Annotated in this window: 21 protein-coding genes; 10 read left to right on the plus strand and 11 right to left on the minus strand. The window is 71.5% G+C overall.

Annotated features, from left to right (window positions below; translation table 11 throughout):
- A complete protein-coding gene (locus FRCN3DRAFT_RS0226050; RefSeq protein ID WP_007509605.1) occupies positions 1-1,269 on the plus strand; it encodes an ABC transporter substrate-binding protein in 1,269 nt (422 codons plus the stop codon).
- Between the two features lie 236 nt (positions 1,270-1,505).
- Positions 1,506-2,192 (plus strand): GntR family transcriptional regulator, encoded by a 687-nt coding sequence (locus FRCN3DRAFT_RS46335; RefSeq protein ID WP_007509604.1) that lies wholly within the window; start codon positions 1,506-1,508, stop codon positions 2,190-2,192.
- On the opposite strand, the gene sulP is transcribed toward FRCN3DRAFT_RS46335, so the two are convergent.
- Positions 2,189-3,946, minus strand: coding sequence for a sulfate permease (gene sulP / locus FRCN3DRAFT_RS0226060; RefSeq protein ID WP_007509602.1), 1,758 nt, complete (start codon positions 3,944-3,946; stop codon positions 2,189-2,191). The genes FRCN3DRAFT_RS46335 and sulP overlap by 4 nt on opposite strands.
- A gap of 214 nt (positions 3,947-4,160) precedes the next feature.
- On the opposite strand from sulP, the gene FRCN3DRAFT_RS46340 reads away from it, so the two are divergent.
- Both FRCN3DRAFT_RS46340 and FRCN3DRAFT_RS0226070 read left to right on the plus strand, forming a co-directional pair.
- The gene (locus FRCN3DRAFT_RS46340) at positions 4,161-4,568 is read left to right on the plus strand and encodes a pyridoxamine 5'-phosphate oxidase family protein (RefSeq protein WP_051466374.1); all 408 of its coding nucleotides are present in this window, start codon (positions 4,161-4,163) and stop codon (positions 4,566-4,568) included.
- A 150-nt stretch (positions 4,569-4,718) separates the two neighbouring features.
- Positions 4,719-5,162 carry an SsgA family sporulation/cell division regulator gene (locus FRCN3DRAFT_RS0226070; RefSeq protein ID WP_007509598.1) on the plus strand — a complete coding sequence of 148 codons (444 nt, stop codon included), beginning with the start codon at positions 4,719-4,721 and terminating at the stop codon, positions 5,160-5,162.
- 71 nt (positions 5,163-5,233) lie between these two features.
- Here FRCN3DRAFT_RS0226070 and FRCN3DRAFT_RS0226075 read toward each other — a convergent pair whose 3' ends face one another.
- The 3 genes from FRCN3DRAFT_RS0226075 to FRCN3DRAFT_RS46350 are packed head-to-tail and all read right to left on the minus strand — an operon-like array spanning position 5,234 to position 8,412.
- Positions 5,234-6,682, minus strand: coding sequence for an NAD(P)(+) transhydrogenase (Re/Si-specific) subunit beta (locus tag FRCN3DRAFT_RS0226075; RefSeq protein WP_007509596.1), 1,449 nt, complete (start codon positions 6,680-6,682; stop codon positions 5,234-5,236).
- A gap of 36 nt (positions 6,683-6,718) precedes the next feature.
- On the minus strand, positions 6,719-7,132 hold the full coding sequence (locus FRCN3DRAFT_RS46345; RefSeq protein WP_007509595.1) for an NAD(P) transhydrogenase subunit alpha part 2: 414 nt from the start codon (positions 7,130-7,132) through the stop codon (positions 6,719-6,721).
- Positions 7,129-8,412, minus strand: coding sequence for an NAD(P) transhydrogenase subunit alpha (locus FRCN3DRAFT_RS46350; RefSeq protein ID WP_232794150.1), 1,284 nt, complete (start codon positions 8,410-8,412; stop codon positions 7,129-7,131). The genes FRCN3DRAFT_RS46345 and FRCN3DRAFT_RS46350 overlap by 4 nt, the downstream gene beginning before the upstream one ends.
- A 612-nt stretch (positions 8,413-9,024) precedes the next feature.
- Between FRCN3DRAFT_RS46350 and FRCN3DRAFT_RS54335 the strand changes: the two genes are divergently transcribed.
- Both FRCN3DRAFT_RS54335 and FRCN3DRAFT_RS0226095 read left to right on the plus strand, forming a co-directional pair.
- Positions 9,025-9,735, plus strand: coding sequence for an AMIN-like domain-containing (lipo)protein (locus FRCN3DRAFT_RS54335; RefSeq protein WP_007509592.1), 711 nt, complete (start codon positions 9,025-9,027; stop codon positions 9,733-9,735).
- 119 nt (positions 9,736-9,854) lie between these two features.
- Entirely contained in the window at positions 9,855-10,124 is a 270-nt protein-coding gene (locus tag FRCN3DRAFT_RS0226095; protein ID WP_007509590.1) for a metal-sensitive transcriptional regulator, read from the plus strand.
- A 78-nt stretch (positions 10,125-10,202) separates the two neighbouring features.
- Here FRCN3DRAFT_RS0226095 and FRCN3DRAFT_RS0226100 read toward each other — a convergent pair whose 3' ends face one another.
- Positions 10,203-12,404 (minus strand): MMPL family transporter, encoded by a 2,202-nt coding sequence (locus FRCN3DRAFT_RS0226100; RefSeq protein WP_007509588.1) that lies wholly within the window; start codon positions 12,402-12,404, stop codon positions 10,203-10,205.
- Between the two features lie 405 nt (positions 12,405-12,809).
- Here FRCN3DRAFT_RS0226100 and add point away from each other — a divergent pair, with 405 nt between their 5' ends.
- The gene (gene add, locus FRCN3DRAFT_RS0226105; protein WP_007509586.1) at positions 12,810-13,844 is read left to right on the plus strand and encodes an adenosine deaminase; all 1,035 of its coding nucleotides are present in this window, start codon (positions 12,810-12,812) and stop codon (positions 13,842-13,844) included.
- A 141-nt stretch (positions 13,845-13,985) separates the two neighbouring features.
- Here the strand turns inward: add and FRCN3DRAFT_RS0226110 are convergent, their stop codons facing one another.
- On the minus strand, positions 13,986-14,546 hold the full coding sequence (locus FRCN3DRAFT_RS0226110) for an RICIN domain-containing protein (protein ID WP_027140950.1): 561 nt from the start codon (positions 14,544-14,546) through the stop codon (positions 13,986-13,988).
- 39 nt (positions 14,547-14,585) lie between these two features.
- Positions 14,586-15,164 (minus strand): RICIN domain-containing protein, encoded by a 579-nt coding sequence (locus tag FRCN3DRAFT_RS0226115; protein ID WP_007509583.1) that lies wholly within the window; start codon positions 15,162-15,164, stop codon positions 14,586-14,588.
- Positions 15,165-15,721: 557 nt separating this feature from the next.
- Here FRCN3DRAFT_RS0226115 and FRCN3DRAFT_RS46355 point away from each other — a divergent pair.
- Positions 15,722-17,320, plus strand: coding sequence for an alpha/beta hydrolase domain-containing protein (locus tag FRCN3DRAFT_RS46355; protein WP_007509581.1), 1,599 nt, complete (start codon positions 15,722-15,724; stop codon positions 17,318-17,320).
- Between the two features lie 662 nt (positions 17,321-17,982).
- Here FRCN3DRAFT_RS46355 and FRCN3DRAFT_RS0226125 read toward each other — a convergent pair.
- The 3 genes from FRCN3DRAFT_RS0226125 to FRCN3DRAFT_RS0226135 form a co-directional block, all read right to left on the minus strand.
- Positions 17,983-18,753: an SDR family NAD(P)-dependent oxidoreductase gene (locus tag FRCN3DRAFT_RS0226125; protein ID WP_007509579.1), complete on the minus strand. Its 771-nt coding sequence runs from the start codon at positions 18,751-18,753 to the stop codon at positions 17,983-17,985.
- A gap of 153 nt (positions 18,754-18,906) precedes the next feature.
- Positions 18,907-19,332: a VOC family protein gene (locus FRCN3DRAFT_RS49850; RefSeq protein WP_007509577.1), complete on the minus strand. Its 426-nt coding sequence runs from the start codon at positions 19,330-19,332 to the stop codon at positions 18,907-18,909.
- Positions 19,333-19,504: 172 nt separating this feature from the next.
- Positions 19,505-20,434: an SDR family NAD(P)-dependent oxidoreductase gene (locus FRCN3DRAFT_RS0226135; RefSeq protein ID WP_007509575.1), complete on the minus strand. Its 930-nt coding sequence runs from the start codon at positions 20,432-20,434 to the stop codon at positions 19,505-19,507.
- Positions 20,435-20,903: 469 nt separating this feature from the next.
- Between FRCN3DRAFT_RS0226135 and FRCN3DRAFT_RS0226140 the strand changes: the two genes are divergently transcribed.
- Together FRCN3DRAFT_RS0226140 and FRCN3DRAFT_RS0226145 are read left to right on the plus strand one after the other, a co-directional pair.
- Positions 20,904-22,256: an ABC transporter substrate-binding protein gene (locus tag FRCN3DRAFT_RS0226140; RefSeq protein WP_007509573.1), complete on the plus strand. Its 1,353-nt coding sequence runs from the start codon at positions 20,904-20,906 to the stop codon at positions 22,254-22,256.
- Between the two features lie 184 nt (positions 22,257-22,440).
- Positions 22,441-22,848 carry a nuclear transport factor 2 family protein gene (locus FRCN3DRAFT_RS0226145; protein WP_157845263.1) on the plus strand — a complete coding sequence of 136 codons (408 nt, stop codon included), beginning with the start codon at positions 22,441-22,443 and terminating at the stop codon, positions 22,846-22,848.
- A 382-nt stretch (positions 22,849-23,230) separates the two neighbouring features.
- Here FRCN3DRAFT_RS0226145 and FRCN3DRAFT_RS0226150 read toward each other — a convergent pair whose 3' ends face one another.
- Positions 23,231-24,544: a cytochrome P450 gene (locus FRCN3DRAFT_RS0226150; RefSeq protein ID WP_007509570.1), complete on the minus strand. Its 1,314-nt coding sequence runs from the start codon at positions 24,542-24,544 to the stop codon at positions 23,231-23,233.

Below are 24,544 nucleotides of genomic sequence, written 5' to 3' on the forward strand. Positions count from 1 at the left end.
ATGCGATTAGGACAGCAACACCCAAGAAGGTCTCGCGTCGCCGTGCTGGCGGTGCCGCTGCTGCTCGCCGCGACGGCGCTGGCGGCCTGCGGCGGCGGCGATGACGACGACGGCACCGCCCCGGCGGCGTCGGCCGGCGGGACGCTGGCGCCGCAGACCGTCACCATCGGCCTGATCACGGCGCAGACGGGCCCGGCCGCGCCGGCGTACAAGCCGCTGGAGGACGCGGCGAAGGCGGCGATCGGCTACCTCAACGACGGCAAGGCGAAGGCGTCGGGCATCACCTACAAGCTGGAGATCCGCGACAGCGGCGCCGACCCGAACCGGGCCACCATCCTCGCCCGCGAGCTGATCAGCGGCGGCTCGAAGGTGATCATCGGCGACATCGCCTCGTCGCCCGGTTTCATCGCCGAGCAGACCACGTTCAACAAGGAGAAGGTCATCGGCTTCACCTCGACGCCCGCCGACGCGATCTGGAAGGACGCCGGCGCCGAGGGCTCCTACCCGTGGGCGTTCGGCATCAGCGGCAACGACACGATGTTCGTGACGCCCGAGTACCAGGCCGCCGCCGCGGGCAGCGCGAGCGGCAAGATCGCCCAGATCTACCTCGACCAGGGCTCGGTTCCCGGCTGGGCGAAGATCGCCAACGGCCTGGCCGAGAAGGATGGCAAGACCCTGACCACCAAGGCGTTCGCCGCGACCGCCACCGACGTCAAGGCCCAGCTGCGCGACCTGCAGGCCAGCGGCGCCGACACGCTGCTGGTCTGGGCCTACGGCGCCCCGCTGCAGCTGGTGCTGAGCAACCTCGACCAGGTCGGCTGGTACCCGAAGATCGTGACGCAGCCGGACGCGGCGCGCGCCAGCCTCCAGCAGGCCGTGCCGGCCAAGGTGATGGACAACGTCATCGCCGGCCCGATCACGGCGACGTTCGTGTCCAAGGACGGCGCGGCGCCCACCGGTGTCGTCGCCGACTACCTGGCGGCGATGACGAAGGTCACCGGCCGCGGGCCGGGCCAGTACGGCCAGAGCGACATCAGCGGGGCGTACACCTTCGACATGTTCCTCGCCTATGACGCCGCGGTCGCGAAGGCCGGCTCGACGGACTCGGCGAAGGTCCGCACGGCACTGGAGTCGGGAATGCAGGTCGAGGGCGTGATGGGCGTGCACACCTGGAGCCCGAGTGAGCGCAGTGGCCTCGAGTCGACCTCGTTCGCGGTCTTCGACCCGACCGAGTCCTGCGGCAAGGGCACCTGCGTCGCCGTCAAGTAACCCCGCCGCCGGCGCCGGATCCCCCTTGTCGCCTGCGCGGTTGCTTGCGCGCAGCGGGCCGGCGCCGGCGGTCCGCCCTCCCCCACTACCATCATCGAGCTGTGACCGATCGCATACGGACCGGCCGCATGGGCTCTGATCCCGCGCCGACACCCCCCGCCAGGACGCACCGGCACCGGCCCTCGCCGGCCGGCCGCCCGGCTGTCGTGCTGCCCAATCCTCCGGAGCGTCCCCGGGTGCCGACGGCCGTCGAGACCGCGTCGGACTACATCCGGGCGCTCATCTTCCGGGGGGTGCTGCGCGGCGGCGACCGGATCCCGATCGACCAGATCGCCAAGACGCTCGGCATCAGCCGTCAGCCCATCCGCGAGGCGCTGATCACTATGATCAACGACGACCTGGTGGTCGCCGAGCCGAAACGGGGGACGTTCGTCGCCACCTTCGGCCCGGAGGCGATCCTCGAACACTTCGACCTGTTCGGCGCCCTCGTCTCGCGTTCGATCGCCCGGCTGGTCGCCACCGCGGACGACGCCCTGATCGCCCAACTCCGCCAGATGCATGCGAAGGTCGACGCGCTCGCCGCGGCGGGCGACGTCGCGCGGGCGAACCAGGCGATGCTGGAGTTCCAGCGGTTCGTCTATCACCGCGCGGCGACGCCGCGGCTGTCGATGCTGGTGCGCTCGATGCAGCGGTTCGTTCCCGGTGAGGTCTACCTCGACACGGTCCCCACCGGCCTCGAGATCTCCCACCGCTTCCGCGTCACGCTCCTCGACGCGATCGAGCGCCGCGACCCCGAGGCCGGCGCCCGCGCCATCACCGACCAGATGGCGTCCGCCGGCCGCCGCTTCTGCGAGGAGCTGCGCAGCCGTGGCGTCTTCGCGCCATCGCCGGCCGCGCCACCGGCGGACAGCGACGATGCCTAACGGTCAGCGGATCGCCCGACAGCCTCCTCGTAGGCGGCGACCGCGGTCGGCAGGGTCGGGAAGATCAGGTCGGTGCCGATTCGGCCGGCCACGCCGTGCGCGACGAGGGCGTCGAGCAGCTCCTGCTTGACGCGGGCGAGCGCGACGACGATGCCGCGGCCGGTGAGTTCGACGCGCAGGTCCTCCAGCGCGTCCAGCCCGGTGATGTCGACCTCGGTGTTCGCCTCCATGTTGAGGACGAACCATTCGACGGGGCCTTGCCGTGTCATCGCATCGACGGCGGCGAGCGCGCGGCGGCGGAAGTTCTGCGCGTTGGCGAAGAAGATCGGCGAGTCGTAGCGGTACACGACGAGGCCCGCGATGAGCTCGGCGTCCGGGTAGTCGTCGATGTCGTGCATGCCGTCCACCTCGGGTACCCGCGCGAGGATGGCGTCGTGCGGGCGGGCCACCCGCGCCAGCAGGTCGGCCAGTGAGAGGGCGACGGCGATCAGGATGCCGTAGAGGATGTTGAACGCGAGCACGCCGGCGAGCGCGGCGAGCGCGAGCAGCAGCTCGCTGCGCCGGAACCGGGCCAGGCGCCGGAAGCCGGCCACGTCCACCAGCTGGACCGCGGCGTAGATGACGATCGCGCCGAGCACGGCCGTCGGGAAGGTGGCCAGCGCCGGGCGCAGGAACAGCAGCACACCCACCACGGCGCCGACGGCGACCAGCGAGTGCAGCTGGCTGCGGCTGCCGGCCGCCGCGCCCAGGGCGGTGCGGCTGCCGCTGCTGCTCACCGGGAACCCGGACAGGAGCCCGGTACCGAGGTTGGCCGCGCCGAGTCCCAGCAGCTCGCCGTTCGCGTCGATCTCACCGTGGCCGGCGCGGCTGGCGAACGCCCGGGCGGTCAGCATGTTGTCGGTGTAGCCGACGAACAGCACCCCGAAGGCGGGGATCACCAGCCTGGCCAGGTCCGCCGCGGCCGGCGGCGTCGGGCGGGGCAGGCCGCCGGGAACGTCACCGACCACCGCGATTCCATGCGCGTCCAGGTCGAAGACCGCGACGGCGACGGTCGCCAGCACGACGGCCAGCAGCGGCGCAGGCCCGCCGGGCCAGCGCCATCGGAGCAGGAACAGGAACACCAGCGCGGTCACGGCGAGCACGACGGTGCCCATCTGCGCTGCTCCGACGTGGCGTGCGAACGAGGCAAGCTCGCCGTACATGTTCGCCCCGGTGACGGGAACGCCGGTCGTCTTGCCGAGCTGACCGACGATCATGATGACGGCGACGCCAGCCAGGTAGCCGACCAGGATCGGCTGGGAGAGCAGGTCGGCGACGAACCCGAGCCGCGCCACCCGGGCCGCGAGCGCCAGCAACCCGACGACGAGGGCGAGCTCGGCGGCGAGCGCCGCGTACCGCGCAGGGTCCCCCGCGGCCAGCGGGCCGACGGCGGCGGCCGTCATGAGCGCCGTCGTCGACTCCGGGCCGACGGACAGCTGCCGCGACGACCCGAACACCGCGTAGAGCGCCAGTGCCGGCAGCGCCGCCCAGAGCCCGGCCACCGGGGTCAGGCCCGCGACCCCCGCATAGGCCATCACCTGCGGCACCAGGTAGGCCGCCACCGTCACTCCGGCGAGCACGTCGCCACGCAGCCACCCGCGCCGGTATCCGCGCACCCACCCGACCATCGGCACCCACCCGAGTGCCCGAACCACCCACCCCACCCGGGCCACCGCGCTCCTCGTCACCGTGGCGACCATGCTCGCCGTCCGCATCGGCCTCCGCGGGCGCGATCGGCGAGCATTGTCGCGCCTGGCCGCCCCGTCGCGCCCGGCTCGTTCGCCGCGTCGGTACCCACAGGTCCCGTGCGCGCGGGACGTCCGCACCGCGATCCACCCAGCCCGATGGCGCACAGTCAACAGACAGTGCCGGTGCTCGACGGACGGGAGAAGCGGTGTCATGAGCAGCTGGGCGATAGACCATGCGGGTATGCGGGTGTTGTCCGACGAGGACTGCGCGACGTTGCTGGGCAGCCGGCAGGTCGGGCGGGTGGCGTTCCTGCTGGATGGCGAGGTGGAGATCTTCCCCGTGGCCTTCGTGCTCGACGGCTCGGCGGTCGCGTTCCGCTCCACGATCGGCACGAAGCTCGCCGCCACGCTCGACCACGCCACCGTCGCCTTCGAGGTCGACCGGTTCGAGCCGGCTTCGCGCGCGGGCTGGAGCGTCGTCGTCAAGGGCACCTGCGAGGAGGTTCACGACGAGGCGGCCCAGGCCCGGCTGGACTCGATCGGGTTCCGCACCTGGATCGAGCGGCCGGAGACCGAGAGCCAGTTCCGCTGGGTGCGCATCCGCCCGTACTCCATCACCGGCCGGGCATTGCCGCCCCACCCGGCCTGAAGGTGCCGCTGGAAACCACCCACCTCCCAGCCAGTGAGGCGGACAGGAAAACCCGTCCGACGCGCCGCGACTTCTGATACCTGCCTATTTTCCCGCGGGCGCGCCATGATATCGGCAACGTCCGTACTCGCCCGGCGAGGGGAGGCCACGGTGACCAGAGCCGAACCAACCATCACCGTTTCGTTCGATGCCAGGCTGCTGGACGACGGAGGTAGGTTCCCCGCCGAACTGGGCTACCGGCCCGTCGATCCGTTCGCCGTCGTCATCCGCTTTGACGTCGGCAGCGGGCCGCGGGTCGAATGGGTTTTCGCCCGTGAGTTGCTCGAGGACGGCCTGCGCCGACCCGCCGGCATCGCGGACGTGCGGATAGCCCCGATCACCCATGCCGGCGAGCCCGTCGTCGAACTGTGGCTGACGAGCCCCGGCGGCCACGCCCGGATCGGCCTGCCGCGCTGGGCGGTACGCACCTTCCTGCGTCGCGTCGCCACCTCGGTGCCGTCGGGCACCGAGTCGGGCCACATCGACTGGGACCTGGAGCTCTCCCTCCTTTCCGAGGGTGGTCTCACCGGCGACGGACCCAGCATGACCAGCTGAGCAGGCGCGTTCATCGGTAAGGGGAGGCGCGCGTTCCCCGGCGCGCGCTGCCGCGTCGGCCCAGGGCCGTTTCAGTGAACGAGGGCTTTGGTGGCGGCGGTGAGAGCGGCGAGGCCGGCCTTTGCGTCGGCGAAGAGCACGCCGGTCTTCGGGTCGGTGTAGAGCTCGTTGTCGATACCGGTGTAGCCGGGTCCTAGCGAGCGTTTGACGACGACGACGCTGCGGGCCTTGTCGACATCGAGGATCGGCATGCCGGAAACAGGGTTGCCCTGGCGGCGGGCGGCCGGGTTCGTCACGTCGTTCGCGCCCACGACCAGGGCGACGTCCGCACGGGCGAGTTCGGCGTTCGCCTCGGCCAGCTCCAGCATCAACCGGTACGGGACGCGCGCCTCGGCGAGCAGCACGTTCATGTGCCCCGGCAGCCGACCGGCGACCGGATGGATCGCGTAGTGGACGTCGACCCCGAGCGAGGCGAGCAGCTCGGCGAGCTCGACGACCTCGTGCTGCGCCCGCGCCGCGGCGAGGCCGTAGCCCGGCACGATGACGACCCGAGCGGCATAGGCGAGCTGCAGCGCGACGTCGTCGGCCGCCGCCGCTCGCACCCACGCGGAACTGTCCCCGCCGCCGGTCCGGGAGGCGCCGCGCGTCGCAGGAGTGCCGCCGCCGTCGCCTGTCCCGAGCCCGCCGAGGACGATCGCGATGACCGAGCGGTTCATCGCCTCGGCCGTCAGTACGGTGAGGATCGCGCCGGACGCCCCGACCAGCGCGCCCGCGATGATCAGAATGTTCGTGTCGAGCACGAAGCCCGCCATCGCGACGGCGATGCCGGTGCAGGCGCCCAGCAGCGAGATGACGACCGGCATGTCGGCGCCGCCGATCGGCAGGACCGTCAGCACGCCGAAGGCCAGCGCCGCCACCGCCGCCGCCGTCAGCGCCGACGCTCCGCCGCGGCCGGCGACGACCGCCACGGCGCCGCCGACGGCCACTGCCGCCATCGCCGCGGCGAGCACCCGGCTCCCCCGGAAGGTCACCGGAGCGCCCAGGGCCGGTCCCCGCAGCTTGCCGGCCGCGACCAGTGAGCCGGAGAACGTCACGGCGCCGATGACCACGTCCAGCCCGGTGGCAACCGTCGTTCGCGTGGAGGCGTCGGCAAGTTCGGCCGCGCCGCCTAGGCGGACGACATTGGCGAACGCGACCAGTACCGCCGCCCCGCCGCCGACCGCGTTGAACAGGCTCACCAGCTGCGGCATCGCCGTCATCGGCACCGACCGGGCCGCAAAGAGGCCAGCTCCCCCGCCGACGAGCAGCCCGGCGACCAGCACCGCGAGGCCGGTCACGGTGATCAGGTGGTCGCGGGCGAGCAGCCCCGCCGCCGTGGCCACCGCGAGGATCATGCCGGCGGCGGACAGCTGGTTGCCGCGACGCGCCCGCGCCGGCGAGTTCAGCAGGCGCAGTCCCAGCACGAAGCACACCGCCGCGGCGACGAACAGCAGGTGGACCGCCGCGTCTGAGCCGCTCATGACCGCTTGTCGCCGCTCATGACCGCCCGGGTGCCCTCACGGCCGGCCCGTTCGGGATCCGCGCGCCTCGCGCGGGCCCCGCTCTCCGTCGGCCGCGTCGCCGGCGTCCTTGCCGCCAGCGCCCTCTCCGCCAGCGCCCTTGCCGCCGAGGTCCCCGGCGCGAACCGTGGGACGGCGGCGGAACATCTCCAGCATCCGGTCGGTGACGACGTAACCACCGACGACGTTGGCCGCGGCGAACGCGGCGGCGACGAAGACCAGCACGTAGCCGAGCGGAGAGTCCGCCCCGGCGGCGACGATCATCACACCGATGATCACGATGCCGTGGATCGCGTTCGCACCCGACATCAGCGGGGTGTGCAGCGTCGACGGAACCTTGCCGACGACCTCGAACCCGACCAGCAGGCTCAGCACCAGCACCGTCAGCCCGTTGACCAGCTCAGCGCTCATGACGCACACCCCAACTCGGCGCCGTGGAATTCCCCGATGCCGCCGCCCGCGCCGTCGTGGCGCTCGCCGTCGTGGCGCTCGCCGTCGTGGCGCTCGCCGTCGTGGCGCTCGCCGTCGGCGAGCAGTGCCGCGGTCGCGGGCTGGACGACGCTGCCGGCGTGGGTGATGACGACGCCGGCCTGGATCTCGTCCGTCAGGTCGACGGCAAGCGCGCCGTCGCTGACCAGGAGGCCGAGCAGCGCGGCGACGTTGCGGGCGTACGCCGTCGACGCGGCCGACGGGATGGTGGCCGGCAGGTTGCCGGCACCGATGACGGTGACGCCGCCCGCCGTCACGATGGTCTCGTCCGGCGCGGAGATCTCGACGTTGCCGCCGCGCGGACCCGCGGCCAGGTCGACGACCACCGAACCGGGGCGCATCGCATGGACGGCCTGTTCGGTGACCAGCAACGGCGGGCGACGTCCGGGTAGCTGAGCGGTCGTGATCACGACATCGTGTCGGGCGACCACCGCGGCGATGGCTTCCCGCTGCGCGGCCTGCTCGCCGGCGGTCAGCGCCCGCGCATGGCCGCCCCGCTCGGCGCCGCCCATCACCACGCCGCCCACGCCGCCCGGCCCGCCCAGCCCGTCGTCGCTGGCCGCGGCGAGGTCGAGGAAGGCGGCGCCCAGCGACTCGACCTCGCCGCGCGCCGCCGGGCGGATGTCATAGGCGCGCACGACCGCGCCGAGGCGGTGCGCGGTCCCGATCGCGGCAAGCCCCGCGACGCCGGCACCGAGCACCAGGACCTCGGCGGGGCAGGCGGTGCCGGCGGCCGTCATGAGCAGCGGGAAGTAGCGCGGGCTGGCATCCGCGGCGACCAGGACCGCCTTGTAGCCGGCGACGTTCGCCTGCGACATCAACGCGTCCATCGCCTGCGCGCGGCCGAGCGTGCGCGGCAGACCGTCGAGGCTGACCGCCGTCACGCCGCATTCGGCGAGCCTCGCCATCGTCCGCGGCCGCAGCAAGGGCGCGAGCAGGCCGACGAGGACCTGGCCGCGGCGCAGGGCCGCGAGCGTGTCCGGCCCTGGGAGCGCCACGCCCAGCACGACGTCGGCCCATTCCAGCAGCCACTGCCGCGTCCCCAGCACCGCGCCCGCGTCCGCGTACGCCCCGTCGGAGAACCAGGCGTCCCGGCCGGCACCGTTCTCGACGAGCACCCCGACCCCGAGTGCCTTCAGCCGCCCGACCACGTCGGGCACCATCGCGACCCGCCGCTCCCCCGGCTCGGTCTCCTTCAACACCCCCACGATCGGCGCCCGAACTCGCCCCCGGTGCCGGCGCCCAGCCTCGCCGGCCCGCGCGGTGCCGCCTTGCTCACGCGGGGCTCGGGGCGCGGTCGCCTCGGATAATCGCGGGTTCGCGTCTGCCTCCGAGGCCGAAGGCCGCGTGGCCTGGCGCTCGTCGCGCGGCCTGGGGCCGGGCACGGCCCTCATCGCGACCAGCTCCTCTCGGATGACCGGTGACTGGCGGTACGGCTGGCACCGGACCGTGGGAACCGGCGTCCGCCCGAAAGGCATCGTCCCGCACCGCGGCCGCCGGCGAAACAGCCTGGGGCCGACCACGCCTCGCCAATCTCGGCCCTGTTCAGGCCCGTTCGGTCAGGCGCATCTCGAAGGGGCCGGCTCAGGCCGCGGTCGGATCGGTGCGAGGCCCGCACCCGCGACAGGCAGGCGGGAGCACCGGACCCGCCGGTTGGCACGCGGCAGTGGACCGATCGGCGTGGCGAGAGGAGCGGTTCGGCCCCCCGCGACGAGAGACGGGCGGGGAACACTGGAAATGGCACCACGATCTGGACGATCCGCCGCCTGGGCGGCGGACGCGCACGGTGCCTGGTACGTGGGGACGTGGGGACGATGCGCCGACCCATGAGGATCCTGCTGGTGGCCGTGCTTGCTCTGGTTCCTGGGCTTGTCGCCTGCGGGAGCGAGGCGGCCGGGCCGCCCACGTCCGCGGCGCCGAGCGCCACGCAGACCGTGCCCGTCACCCCGACGAGCCCGACGAGCCCGACGAGCCCGACGACGGTCACGCCGACCAGCCCGACGACGGTTCCGACGCGGCCGTCTTCTCCGAGCACACCCCCGACGACGGCGCCGGCGACACCGCCGAGCCAGGTGCTGCGCGTCTCCGCCTGGTCGAGTGAGCCGCTGAGCGTCCAGCATCCGACGGTGCCGGTCGCCCGGCTGGTCGAGGTGCGTTCCGCCCACCACACGGAGGGCGCGATGGCCTACGACCGGCTGGTCTTCGAGTTCACCGGCTCGGTGCCGGGCTACAGCGTCCGGTACGTCACCGAGGTCGTCTCCCCTGGCCAGGGCGCGGTCGTCCCCCTGCGTGGTCAGGCCTTCGTCGAGGTGGTGTTCTACCCGGCGGCCGCGCACAACGACAACGGAGTGTCCACGCTGCGCACCAGCGGCAGTGGCGGCGGGCTGCCGGCCCTCGTCCAGTACCGGATGTCCGGGGACTACGAGGGCTACGTGCACTACGGCCTCGGCGTCGACGACCGGGTGGCCATCCGCGTGATGGAGCTCGCGAACCCGTACCGGGTCGCCGTGGACATCGCTTCCTAACCACCGCGAGCGGGGCCCGCTATACCCACAGGGGTATCTTGGAAGCAAGGTCCGGGGGCCGGGCCAGTGGCCCGGCCCCCGGCGCATGCCCGGTGCGGCAAGAAGCGGAGGTCGTTGGAATGCAGGCCGACGAGGCGGCGGTGGCCGACGTGATCAAGCGGCTGCGACGAGCCGAGGGGCAGATCAGGGGCATCATCGGCATGATCGAGGACAGGCGGGACTGCGCAGAAGTGATCACCCAGCTCGCCGCCGTGTCCCGCGCCCTCGACCGCACCGGCTTCAAGATCATATCCACGAACCTGCGGCAGTGCCTGGCTGCCCGCGAGAACGGCGAGCAGGCCGAAATCACCGAGGACGAGCTGGAGAAGCTCTTCCTCTCGCTCGCCTGACGAACCCGCGCTTCCCGCCTGACGAACCCGCCGCCGGGTGCGGCCGACATCTGCGCCCACCCCACCCGGCGCGCCAGGTCAGTGCGCGAACGTCACCCGGGGCAGGACGCGACGCAGCCAGACCGGGCTGTACCAGGCCGCGCGGCCGAAGACCCGCAGCAGCACCGGCAGCAGAACGAGGCGCACCAGCGCCGCGTCGAGCAGCACCGCGACACCGAGGGTGAAGCCCATCTCCTTGGGCGGCAGCGGCCCGGACAGCGCGAACGTGAAGAACACCGCCACCATCATCGCCGCGGCCGCGAAGATCACCCGGCCGGAGTGCGCCAACCCACCGACCATGGCCTCCCGCGGGTCGCCTGAGCGCTCCCAGTGCTCCTTGGCCGACGCCAGCAGGAAGACGGTGTAGTCCATCGAGATCGCAAAGATCATCGCGAAGAAGAAGATCGGACCCCAGGCGTCCATGAAGCCCTGCGAGGTGAAGCCGAGCAGCGAGGCGCCGTGCCCGTCGGCGAACACCAGCCGGGCCACCCCGAAGGCAGCGCCCGTCGCCAGCAGGTTCGTGGCCACGCCGAGCGCGGCGGCCAGCGGCGCGGCCAGCACCACCAACAGCAGCAGGAAGCCCATCGCCAGCACCACGCCCAGCACCAGGCCGGTGCGGCCGGACAGCGCCGTGTGCAGGTCGATGTTCTCCGCCGCGGCTCCCCCGACCAGCGCCGCCGGCGGCAGCGCGGCCCGCAGGCGGTCCAGGGTGCCCGCGAGCGCCGGGTCGGACGGGCCGACCCGCGGGGTCGCCTCGATGAGCACGTCCCCGCCGTCCGCCGAGGTGAGCGCGGGCCCGGCCGCCGCGATGCCCGGGTCGTGCGCGAGCACGACCGCGACCTGGTCGGCCTCCCCCGCGGGCGCCAGGACCTGGAGCGCGCCTGGGGCGCCCGGCCCGAACGCGGCCTGGACCTGCTCGTAGCCGACCCGGGAGGAGTCACCGGCCGGCACCACGGTGATCGACGGCATGCCGGTGCGCAGGCCGAGCACCGGCACCGCGAGCGCCACCAGCACGACGGCGGCGAGCAGGCCGTAGCGGGCCGGCCGGCTCCACAGCCGCTCGCCCCAGGCCGTGAAGCGGGCCGAGCGGTGCTCGCCACCATGCACCCAGCGCAGCGCCAGCGCGTCCACCCGGTCGCCGAGCCAGGCCAGCACCGCGGGGAGCAGGGTCAGCGTCGCGGCGAGGACGAAGACGACTGACAGCATGATTCCCGCGGCCACCGACCGGAAGGCGGGCGAGGGCACCAGCATCACCGCCGACAGGCTCGCGAGCACGGTGAGCCCGGAGAAGGCGACGGCCTTGCCGGCCGTGTCCATCGTCTCCGCGACCGCGGCCACGGGGTCGGCGCCGCGGCCGAAGCGCGCGGCGCGGAACCGGACGACCATGAACAGCGCGTAGTCGATGCCCAGGGCGAGCGCGAACATCATCGCGAAGTTCATCGCCCAGATCGACATGTCGAACACCGAGCCGAGCACGGTGAGGCTGCCGGCGGCGGCGACCAGACCGGCCAGAGTGAGCAGCAGCGGCAGACCGGCGGCGACCAGCGAGCCGAACGCGACCACCAGGATCACCATGGTCACCGGCCAGCTGAAGATCTCGGAGTGCACCATCGCGGCCAGGTTCGCCTGGTTGAAGTCCGACCACATCCCGGACGCGCCGGTCAGCGAGACCGTCACCCCCGGCCCGTCGAGGCCGCGCAGCCTGTCCTTCAGGTCGTCCGCCGCCCGGACCATGTCGCTCGTCCCAGCCGCCGCGCCGCCGAGCAGGACGGCGGTGTGCCCGTCCGGCGCGACGCGCGCCGGCATGACCTGGGAGACCCGCTCATCGGCCTCGAGCAGGTCGGTGGCGGCGGCGAGCGCCCGCTGCCCATCCGGCCCGGCGACCGGTCCAGTGGTGTGCACGACGACCATGAGCGCCGCGCTGTTCGCCCCGGCGAACTCGGCGCCGGCGGCCTCGCGGACCGCCACCGACTCCGATCCGTTCGCCTGCCAGCCCGCGCCGGACAGGGTCTTCTCGACCCTCGGCGCGAACACCCCGAGCGCGACGACCACGACCAGCCAGGCGATGACCGTGACCCGCCGGTGCCGCGCCGCCCACGTGCCGAGCCGGCCCAGCGGCCCAGGACCGGCGGGCCGGGCGGGTCCGCCATCCGGCCCTCGCGCGCCGACATCGGCCTCGGCAGGCGGCCGGTCACCACCGGCAAGGCCCGGGCCCTGCCCCATCAGTCGCACCTGCGCCATCACTGACCTCCCAGTTCCGATTCCATCGCGCGAGGCTGGATACCCCACCGGGTACGGTACCCAATACCCCCGGGGGTACCAGACCGGTGACCGGAACCGGACAGCGGCGCACAGGCCGCCGACGAGAACCCCGGTCGAGTCCGGGTCCCGCCATGGGCGTCTCTCGGCGCGGGGCACCCGCCCGCGACCTCAGCAGGACGTCGATGGTCCGCCGCCCGTCGCGGGCGTCGAGCCCGTCCGGGCGGCCGTGACCTGGGCGTTTCCGGCTGGTAACCGGGGAGGTCGGCTCGGCTCCTACGGTGGGCGGGCGGCTGGCCGAGGGCCGACGACGGCTCGGCCGGTCGTCGCCCACCGGGCGGACCAGGCGGACAGCGAGGCGTTGACGGTGTGGGAGGCGAGCACGCGATGGATTACCCCGAGTACCTGCGGTCGGTGCCGAAGGTCGAGCTGCACTGCCACTTCGAGGGCACGGTGCGGGCGGCGACGTTCGCCGACCTGGCCCGCAGGCACGACGTCGCGCTGCCTACGGACGAGGTGGCCCGGCTCTACGACTACGACACCATCTACGAGTTCCTGAAGATCTTCGGGATGGTGTCCTCGACGCTGATCGACCGCGCGGACTTCGCCCGCTGCGCCTACGAGTCGCTCGAGGACGGCGTGAAGCTAGGCAACCTGCGCTACCGGGAGATGTTCTTCAACCCGACGCTGCACACCCGGCGCGGTGTTCCGATGGCGACCGTCATCGGCGGCCTGGTCGACGGCATCCGGGCGGCCGAGACCGATCTCGGGGTGCGCTGCCGGCTCATCGCCGACGTCTACCGGCAGGACCCGCCCGAGATGGCCAGGCAGATGGTCGAGGAGGTGCTGGCGAACCGGGTGGACGAGCTGATCGGGCTCGGGATGGACGGCGCCGAGGCCCCCGACCCGCCGGAGAAGTTCGCCCTGGCCTACCAGGCCGCGAAGGCCGGCGGCCTGCGGCTGACGAGCCACGCCAGCGAGGACGCCCCGCCCGTCAACATCACCACCTGCCTGGACGTGCTCGGCTGCGAGCGGATCGACCACGGCTACCACATCATGTCCGACGACACGGTCGTGCGCCGCTGCCGGGACGAGGGCATCTACTTCACCTGCTGCCCGACGTCGACCGCCGTCGTCTACGGATGGCCGGACCTGACCGCCCATCCGATCAAGGACATGGTGGCGGCCGGCCTGAACGTGATGCTCAACTCCGACGACCCGACGATGTTCCACACCGACATCGGCCGCGAGTACGTCGAGCTGTGCACCGCGCTCGGCTATGGGCAGGAAACCGTGCGCACGCTCGTCCTCAACGGCGTCGACGCCACCTGGCTCGACGACACCGACAAGACCGCGCTGCGCGCCGCCTTCACCGCCGAGCTCGACGTGCTCGACGCCCGCCTGGCCGCCGGCACCGACTGACCGGGCGCATCGCGACACCCACGGCCTACGGTTCATCCACGGCCCACGGTTCAGGGCCTACGGTTCACGCGGCCGTGCCCCGTCCCGCGCGAACGCGGGACGGGGCAGGCCCGACACCGCCGGCAGGCGATGTCGGCGTCTCTACCTGGGGAGCCAACCGGCGGTGCCGCCGCCCAGGCCGACCTTCTTGTTGTCGAACATGTTCAGATGATAGTTGAAGTAGACGGGGCTTTGTATGTCGACGGTCCCGTCACCGCGCTGGGTCCACGTCCAGTCGAATTCCGCCCCGGAGCCGCAGGTGTACTGCAGGACCCAATAGAATGGCTCCTCCCAGGCATTGGGCTGAAGACACAGACTTCCGTGCAGGAGGTGGTAGGTGCCGGGTTTGGAACCGGGTGCCAGGTAGAACTTCTGCGCCGCGCTGTTGTTGCAGGCGTACACCTGGTAGTGGACGTTGATATCGGAGCTGTTTCCCGGGTCGTCGAGGCAGCCGTAGCCAGTCCGCTGGAGGCTGAAGGTGACGGGGCCGCCGCCCCCACCGCCGCCCGGGTCGGTGGGGATGATGGCGTTCGCCGGGCCGGCGGCAGCGATCCCGGCGAACGCCAGGCACAACGTCGCCGATGCCAGGAACCCCAGCCACGTGAGCCGCCGGCGCCGGCCACGGCCGGTCCGCTGGGCGGCGGGAGTTGACGAGGATTTCACGAAAGACAACCGTCCCACCGTTGACTCGCGGGCCGGCGCCTAGACGATGGTCCAGGCGTAGAAGGCGTACGCCGCGCCGACCTTCCCGTTGTCATACATCTCGAGACCGAAGCCGTAGTAGAAGGGACTCGTTATGTACACGGTCCCGTCGCCTGGCCGGTTCCAGCCCCAGTCGAATTCCGCCCCGGAACCGCAGGACCGTTGCGTGACGAGCAGGAGGGGATCGTTGCCATCGGGCACCAGGCACAGGTTTCCGTGCACGAGGTGAACGAGGCCAGGTGCGGAGCCGGCCTCCAGGTGGAACTTCTGGGCGGCGGTCTGGTTACACGAGTACACCTGGTAGTGGATCGTGGTGCTGGAGCTGTTCTGCGGGTCGTCGAGGCAGCCGGAGTTGCCGACCCGCTTGAGGCCGAAGGTGGAAATGCCGCCACCGCCGCCGCCCGGGTCGGTTATCAGACCCGGGTCGGCGGTAAACGCGTTCGCCTGGCCGGCGGACGCTACCCCGGCCAACGCCAGGCACAGCGTCGCCGACGCCAGAAATGCCAGCCATGCGAGCCGGCGGCGCCGGCCGCGGCCCGGCGCCGGGCCGCGGCCGGCGGGAACTGACCAGGATTTCATGAGGACAACCATCCCATCATGGACCCGCGGGACGGCCGAATGCCATCCCGACGTCGCAGGCTGCCTCCAGAACCGTTCACCTTTCGTTCCTCCGGAAACAGTCGCTTCTCTCGACAGCCGCGGCGCCCTCCGCCCGCGCCTCTCGAACACCGAACATTTCCAGTCGATGACGCGACGGCCTCGAAAAGGCCCGCCGGATGAATCGGTCTCCTGCGTCGCATCAGGCTAACGCGGCCGACCTGGGCACCAATACACCTGCCCGCCGGAAAGGGCGTCGGATAACGGACATCCTTCTTACCAGTTCTTTTCTTCTTGCCAATTCCTTGTAGGCGGCGTCCGCGTCGCCGGCGTCCGCCCGAGGTCGGCCGTGGCGGCTCGGAGGCGGGACTCCGGCGCGGGCACCCGCTCGCGGGATCGCCATCCAGGCCGGTGGCTGGAGCGGTGACGCATCGGTGGCGCATCGGTGGCGCATCGGTGGCGCCGTGGATCACGACGGTCAACTATGGGCCGACCACGTATCCCACCGGGCCGGCCGCTCGGCGGATCGAGAGGAAACGATGACGGTCCCATTACCGCTCGCCGCCCGAACCGACGCCCACGTCGGCTACGAAGCGGCCCCGCCGGAGAAGGCCCGCCCCGGTCGTCCCAGGAGGTTGCGGGACGCGGCGGCGGTGTTCGCGGTCGCCACGGTGGTCGCCGGCGGGGCGGCCGCCTGCTCGGGGTCGGCCATCCCGGGCGATGGGCACTCCCCCGCCCCGGCAGGGAGCGAGGGCACGGCCGCCCAGCGGCGGCCAGCCGTCCCGGCGGCCGCGCTCTCCGGACCGGCCACCGGGGGCGCCATCTCGGAACCGGTGGGCGCCGGGCCCGACCTGGCCGCGCACGGCTACGCCGAGCAGGAGTACTTCGCCGCCGGCACGGCGACCGCCTACACGGCCGTGGGCGCGCTGGGCGCCGATGGAGCCTGGCGGGTCAACCCGTCGACGACCGCCCCCTACAAGACCCGCCTGATCGTCCGGCGGCCGGCGAACCTCGACGAGTTCACCGGGACCGTCGTCGTCGAGTGGCTCAACGAGACCGCCGGAGTCGACACCTCGGCCGAATGGACGTCCTTCGGCGAGGAGGTGATGCGGTCCGGCTCGATCTACGTCGGCCTGTCCGTCCAGGCGCTCGGTGTCGTCGGCGGCAAGAGCCTGCTCCCGATCCCGGGCGCGCCGCCCGCGATCGGCATCCGGGGCACCGACCCCGAACGTTACGGATCGCTGGCGCACCCGGGTGACAGGTACGCCTTCGACATCCTGTCCCAGGTGGGCGCGGCGCTGCGCGCCCCGGGTGACGTGCCTGCCCTCGGTGGCGCGCACGCCGCCCGGCTGCTCGCCGCCGGCGAGTCACAGTCGGCGTTCTTCATGACGACCTATGTCAACGCCGTGCACCCGGTGGCCAACGTCTACGACGGGTTCTTCATCCACAGCCGCGCCGGCTCGGCGGCGAGCCTGGACGGCATGAGCGGTGTCGGCGGCTCCGGGCCGCCCGTCGCGCGGATTCGTTCCGACCTCAACGCGAAGGTCTTCATCTTCGAGACGGAGACCGACGTCGGCCCGACGCTCGGCTACGCCGTCGCCCGCCAGGACGACACCGACCAGCTGCGTACCTGGGAGGTCGCCGGGACCGCGCACGCCGACGCGAGCCTCACCGGCTCCCCCGACGCGTCCGGCCTCGGCTGCCCCGGGCGCATCAACACCGGGCCGCAGCACTACGTCGCCAGCGCCGCCTTCGCCGCCCTGGTCCGCTGGGTCACCGACGGCACCCAGCCGCCGCGCGCCGACCCGCTGGTCCTGAACGGCACCGGCACGGGCGCGACCCTCGCCCGAGACGCCCGCGGCATCGCCCGGGGCGGCGTGCGCACGCCGCCGGTGGACGTCCCGGTCGCGGTCCTGTCGGGTGACCCGTCCCCCGACTCCAGCAGCGTCCTGTGCAGCCTCTTCGGCTCGACGACCCCGTTCGACGCGGCGACCCTCGCGTCGCTGTACCCAACCCGGGACTCCTACCTGTCCGCCTTCGACAAGTCCCTCGACGGCGCGATCGCCGCCCGCTTCCTCCTGGAAGCCGACCGCGCCGCGCTCGCCGCCGAAGCCCGCGCCGTTCCCCTCACGGCCTGAACGCGGTCCTCTCGTCGATCGGTCCGTGCCGGGCACGTCGCGCCGACGTGCCCGGCACGACGGATGCCGCCCAAGAACCGAGAGCCCGGGCCGGCCCGGGTTGCGAAAATGAACAAGGTGAGAGAAGTCCGCCCTGCGCCGCAGCAGCGGCGTTTAGGTGATGCACGGTGCGGGGATCACGCCCTTTCGGCGCGTCCACTTCTCCATGCCATTCTCGTGGCGGCTTCTCTCACCTGCTCTCGTTATACCCGCCCCTGCGCGGCTGCACAACCCCCCAGGAAGCCTGCGGCGCCCGGCCCCGGCCGACCGACGCGCTCGCGACCGGGGCTCTCGCGACCGGCGCCCACTAGCTCCACGACCAGCGGTTTCTCCCCTTCGCCGGAACCGTCCGGCCTGCGAGCAAAATCCGAATGGACCGTTTCACCGTCTTGCGGCGCCCGTTTCCTCATTGCGATCCGGCCCGACCCGACAGGCGGGCGGATCGTCAGCCGAAAACGCGACACGGCGGGATGACGACACCGAAGAACCAAGGAGGAGCCACCAACGCATTCCCGACACGACCGAGCGCGGCGATCGTATGTCCACGATCGATCCGATCGATCCGGCGGCGGATCCAAGATCACAGATGTCGGACAGGGCTGGGACGGGAGCCGCCTGGCGCGTCAGCCCGCGGTGACACCGCCGTCGGTGGAGAGGATCGCGCCGTGGATGTTGCGACCGTCGTCGCTGGCGACGAAGGCGAACAGCTTGGCGATGTCGTCGGGCTTGGCCATCGGGCGCGGGACCATGTAGCGGCCGACGAGGTCGTAGTCGACGTCGTCGGGGAACGTCGTGCCGGCGACCAGCGCCGTCTCGGTGCCGCCGGGCGCGATCGCGTTGATGCGGATCTTCTTCTTGAGGAACTCCATCGCCAGCGCGCGGGTGAGCTGGACGACCGCGCCCTTGGTCATGCAGTACAGGACGGTGTAGGCACCGCCCATCAGGCCCGAGTTCGAGGCGATGTTGACGATGTTGCCCTTGGTCGTCAGCAGGTGCGGGATGGCGGCCTGTGCGAAGAAGAAGTAGGCGTCGGTGTTGACCGCGAACAACAGCCGGTACTCGTCCTCGGTCACGTCCGTGACGTGGCCCGTGCGCAGGATCCCGGCGACGTTGCCGAGAACGTCGAGGCGGCCGAACTCCGCGACCGCGTCCGCGACGGCGGCGCGGCATTCGCCACTCTCCCGCACGTCGGTGACCCTGGTGACGATCCGGCCGCCCCCCTCCGGCTCCTCCTTGGCCAGCGCGTCCAGGCCCGCCGCGTCGATGTCGCAGGCGAACACCGACGCGCCCTCGGCGGCCAGCCGTAGTGCCACCGCGTGGCCGATCCCGGACGCGGCACCGGTGACGAGCGCGGCGCGGCCCTCGAACCGGCGCAGCTGGCTCCCCTGAGACATGCGGGCACCTCCCTGACGCGCGGCCTGGCCGCGCCCTGACTAGAACCGGTTCCAGTATTGAGCGAGCTGGCCTTTGTGTGCACGTTTCTCCCGATCCGGTGGACCGAACCAGGCGGGATCAGGCCTCAGGCCTCAGGCCTCGGGCCTCGGGTCTCAGGTCTCCAGCTTCTTGGGGTCGGGGACCGTGGCGGGGGTGCCCTGGTGATATTCGATGAGCTCCAGGAGGTAGCCGTCGAGGTCCTTGACGAAGGCGACGGTGACGGGCCACCGGTCGAGACGGGCCGGCGCGGCGACGACCTCGCAGCCGGCCGCGACGGTCTTCTCGAACAGCGCGGCGCAGTCGTCGGTGTTCACGTAGAGCTTCCAGATCGCGGTGCCCATGTCGACCGGGCCGGCCTGGGCGAGCTGCTGGGCGAGCTGCATCCGGCTCCCGCCGTGGGGTGACTGGATGACCGCCTCGCGCGCCGTCTCGATCTCGGTGCGACTGACGACGGGAATGCCGACGACGCCCTCCCAGAACGCCACCGAGCGCTCCAGATCCGACACGTTGATGCAGTACTGGCCAAGGATCGCTACCACCGACGTCCTCCTACGCTGGTTGGACCGGGCTGGGCTGGGCTGGCGACGATCACGCATGATCGTCGCGAACGTGTGGTGGCGGTTGTGATGTCGCCGGATCCGCAACCGCGACGACACGGCCGCGACGATCAACGTGTCGGGCGGGTGGGTGGAAGTGGCGCTGGTCGGGTGTTCACGACGCCGGCTTGCCCCCGGCGGGGCGGCCGGTCATCAGGTTGGCTTCGAGCAGGTAGGTCGGCTCGGTGCGCTCGACCTGGGAGTGGGCGCGGGCGAGGATCTTCGTGTTCTGCGCGTCGCTCGGCACGGTGATCCAGAAGGTCTCGGCGCGGATGCCCGCCAGGCACAGGTCGGCGACCTCGGACAGCGGCGCGAACGTGACCGGCAGGCCGGCCGCGTCCATGCGCGCCTGGAAAGCCCCCAGCGAGTCACGCCCCTCCTTCGGCGGGGCGCCTGGCCGGTCGTACCGGTCGGGCCGGTTCGCGCCGGGACGCCAGATCCCCGTGTTGAGCAGGCCGGGGGTGACGGTCGACGGGTAGAGCAACGAGGCACCGACCAGGGCGCCCGCCTCACGCAGCTGCCCCCACAGGCACTCGGTGATCGTCGTGACCGCGGCCTTCGTCGCCGCGTAGACCGCGCTGTTGATGAGCGGGGTGAAACCGCCGTTGCCCGACGTGGTGTTGACGATGTGCCCCTCGACGCCCTGGTCGATCATCGCTTGAGTGAAGGCGCGGATGCCGTTGACGACGCCCAGCACGTTGACGTCGAACGACCATCGCCAGTCGTTGACGTGGTGCTCCCAGATCCGCCCCTCCGAGCCGGAGCCGATGCCCGCGTTGTTGCACAGGACGTGCACGGCCCCGTAGGCGCCCAGAGCCGCGTCTCGCAAGGCCTCGACGGACTCAAGCGAGGTCACGTCCGTGACGACGCCGGTCACCTCGCTGCCGGCGGCGCGAAGTTCGGCGGTGGTCTTGTCGACCAGATCGGGCACGACGTCGGCTACGACAACCTTCATGCCCTCGGCGCAGAAGCGTTCGACGAGGGCACGGCCAATCCCCTGGCCGGCGCCCGTCACCACCGCGACCCTGCCGGCGAAGTCCTTCACAGCGCACCCCTCTGCCGTCGCGTCCGCCCGTGACGTCCTACCTGCGGGAGCACCACCCGTTACCCGAGGGAGCACCGCCCAACTCAGGTAGAACGCGTTCTACCCAACCGTCAGACCACCCGCAACGCAAGACCTGGCCGACAGCGGCCCCGCGCCTTGGCCGGCGCGGCGCCGCGCCGGCCAAGGCCAGGACAGACGCTCGTCACGCAAGCGCTTGTGACGTGAGCCACGTTTGGATAAGATATTCAGTATCAGATTGACGGCGCCCGATGACACTGGGTGATACCACCGGCTCCGTACCTCCAACGCGACCCGAAATCATCACGTATCGGACACGGTCGGTACGTTCTCGTCACAGCGGCCCGGATCTCGGCAGGTCGCCGTCTCAGTCGCCTCAGCCGCGCCAGCCCATTCCAGCCCACGTCTGCGCCCTGCCGGCACGACGTCAGCGCAAGAAAGGTGTTCGCCCATGCGGGCCTCACGATTAGTCACGGCCGTCGCGTTCACGGCCGCGCTCGCGACCAGCCTGGTCGCGTGCGGCGGTGGCGACGACGGCACCGCGCAACCGGGCGCGCCGACCGTCGCCGCCAACGACGTCACCCCGGGGCCGCCGACCGACTGGAGCGACGGTGGCTGGAAACCGCCGGTGTCCACCCTGAAGTGCGCGCAGACGGCCTCGAACCCGACCCGCGGCGTCACCGCCACCTCCATCAAGGTCGGCGGCCTCGGCTACCTGACCAGCCCGAACGGCAGCACGATGAGCGGCAGCGACATCGGCGCGAAGGTGCGGTTCCAACGGGCCAACGACTCCGGCGGCATCAACGGCCGGAAGGTCGACTTCGTCGGCATGCTCGACGACGGCAACGACCCGGGCCGCAACGGCTCGCAGGCCAAGGTCCTCGCCCAGCAGGAGCAGGTCTTCGCCGCAGTCCCCGTGATGGCCTCCCGCTCCAACTACCTCGACACGTTCTGCGCCGACACGGTGCCCTTCTTCGGCTGGGGCTTCAACACCGCCTTCTGCGGCACGTCGATCGGCTTCGGCATCACCGGCTGCCTGCTGCCCACGCTGAAGGACGTCTCGTCGAACACCTATGGCCTGATGCTCAAGGGCATGTTCAACGGCGACGTCAGCGGGAAGACGACCGCACTGATCGGCCAGGACGACGACTCGGCCCGCGCCGGCCTGGGCAGCCTGAACAAGCAGATCAAATCCGTCGGCATCGACGTCTCGTACTCGGAGAACCCGATCCCGGACTCCGGTCTCTCCGACACGACCGCGATCGTGTCGGCCGTGATGCAGTCCAACAAGGGCGCCCCGCCGGACGTCATCCTCCCGGTCACCGACTTCGCGACCACGGTGAAGCTCACCCAGGCGTTCGTCGCCGCCGGCTACAAGGGGAAGTTCCTCAACGCGGTCGGCTACGACCCGCGGCTGGCCGGTTTCGACGGCCTCGCCGGCTCCTACACGCTGCTGCAGTGGTCGCCCGGTGAGGACACCTCGTCAACCGCCGTCCAACAGCTCGTCGCCGACTTCAAGAAATACGCGCCCGACCAGGCCACCAGCCTGCCGGCCATGGCCGGCTACTGGGCCGCCGACATGTTCGTCACCGCGGCCACCAAGGTGGGCCCGAACCTGACGGTCGACGCGCTGCTGAAACTGCTCAACAACAACTACTCGAACTCCGTCGAGGGAGCGCTGCCGGAGGCCCGCTACCCGCTGAACCACTTCATCGGCGTGCCGTGCGCCTCGATCGTCCAGCTGACGGGCAAGACCTACGCCGTCCCGACCAAGCTCTCCTGCGGTTCACTCCTCAAGCAGTGACCTGACCCAATGCCAGGCCGGGCGGCACGGGCTCCCCAGTCCCGTGCCGCCCGGCCCAGCCGACCCTGCCCAGCCAAGCGAACCCAGGACAGGCAGATGGGAAGGGAAGGGACCCTGCGCAGGCTCCTACCCACCCCCTCGACGAGTTTGCGACCCGCGGACCCGACATGCGACGATCATGGCCATGGCACGACGGCCCTTGCCGGCCTTGGCGACCACCCTCAGTTTCATCGACCGCGTCAACCAGATGGACCTCGCGGGGCTCGCCGATCTGATGCACCCAGATCACTGCCTCGTGGTGCTCGACGAACCTCCGATCGTCGGCCGGGACGCCAATGTCGACGCCTGGCGGGGCTACTTCACCGCCTTTCCGCGGTACGTGATCTACCCGCGCTTCCTGACTGCCAAGACGGACCGTGTCGCCGTTCTCGGGAACACGACCGGATCGCACCTCAACCTCGCGGACGATGACGAGCTCAACCTCAACGTCATCTGGATCGCCGAAGCCGACCAGGGTCTCCTGACCCGCTGGCAGGTATGCGATGACACGCCTGTTCTGCGGCGAGAGCTGAGCATCCCCGGCACCGTATGAGTCCTCGACCGAGGTGGCCGGGCCCGCCGACGCACCCCCACGCTCACCCGTCGACACAACCAGTGGTCACACGCACACGCCTGAAATGGCCGTAGCAGGACAAGCGAAGACAGCCCCCAGGTCCCACGCCGCCACGCTTCGAAGCGCGCCTCGGGATTGATTCAGCGGATCGCCGTGTGGCTGTCGGGCGGCCGACGACGCAGTTGGGTGGCCCAGACAGTGGCCGGGGCCGAGGCCATGAGCGCAGCCATGGCTGTCATGGCACGTCGGCGTCGTCGGCGAGCGCGCCTGCGCACCTGTTCGGCGAAGTCCGCCTGCACGGATGGGGGAGGCATCTCGCTGAGCAGGGTGCCAAGTAGGCGTTGGAGATCCGAGGTCATGATCACCGCCGATCAGGGAGCGGGCGCGGTCTCGTCGAGGTTGCGGCGGTGAGGGTCTTGAGGGCGTTGACGGAGGTGGAGCGGAGGTACTCGGGCTCGCTGGTGATGGTCAGGTCTGGGAGGTGGTGGAAGATCTCGCGGAACATGGCGGTGATCTCGGCTCGGGCGAGGGGCGCTCCGAGGCAGTAGTGGGGGCCCGGTCCGCCGAGGCCGAGGTGGGGGTTGGGCGAGCGGGTGAGATCGAGCTGGTCGGGGTTGGTGAAGACGGCGGGGTCGTGGTTGGCGGCGGCGTAGTAGAGGACGACCTTGTCCCCGGTGGCGAGTGGGTGGCCGTTCAGGGTGGTGTCGCGGGTGACGGTGCGACGCATGAGGGCGACGGGGCTGGTGTAGCGGATGAGCTCTTCGACGGCGGTGGGGGCGAGCCGGTCGAAGTCGGCGGCCCAGGCGGCGCGGGCATCCGGGTGGGTGTGCAGGGCGTGGAGACCCAGGGCGATGGCGTTGCGGGTTGTCTCCTGGCCGGCGAAGGCAAGAAGGGTGAAGAACGCGGCGATGTCGTGGGTGGTCAGGCGTTCTCCGTCGACCTCGGCGTGGACCAGGGCGGTGAGCAGGTCGTCTGTGGGGTGGTGGTGGCGGTGTTCGGCGAGGTCGGTGGCGAGGGTGGCCAGGAAGGTGCCCGCGTCGAGGAAGGCACGGACGGGGTCCTGCTGGTCGGGGACCAGGTCGGGATCGCCGCCGGACACGATCACGTTGGAGGCGGCGAGCAGGGCGGCGCGGTGGCTTTCCGGGACGCCGAGCAGGTCGCAGATCACGGTCAGTGTGAACGGTGTGGCGAGGTCGGCGACGATGTCGATGTCCTGGCGGGTCGCGGCGGCGATGACGGTGTCGGCGGCGGCCCGGTCGATGTAATCGCGCAGGCCGCGCACGGCCCGTGGGGTGAAGGCGGCGGCGACGATGCGCCGCAGGCGGCTGTGGCGGGGGGCGTCCATGTTGATGATCGAGCCGAAGAACTCGTTGAAGTCCTGGCTCAGGTCGTTGATCCACAGGGCGCCGTGGCTGGAGCAGAAGTCGCCGGGGCGGCGGGAGACCTCGACGACGTCGGCGTGACGGGTCAGTGCCCAGTAGCCGTTGCCATGGGACAGGCCAGGGATCCGCGGCTCGTCGAAGCGCACAAGCTTCGGGTCATCGCGCAGCTTGGCCAGGTAGGCGAGCTTGTCCTGCGGGCTGGCGTCGCGGAAACGGCGGCTCGACGGCCACACCCAAGGCGACTGCGCCCCGGTGGTAAGCGCCGCCGAGAGGCCGGCCTCGACGAGGATCAT

It is taken from the genome of Pseudofrankia saprophytica (assembly GCF_000235425.2).
Classification (GTDB): Bacteria; Actinomycetota; Actinomycetes; order Frankiales; family Frankiaceae; genus Pseudofrankia; species Pseudofrankia saprophytica.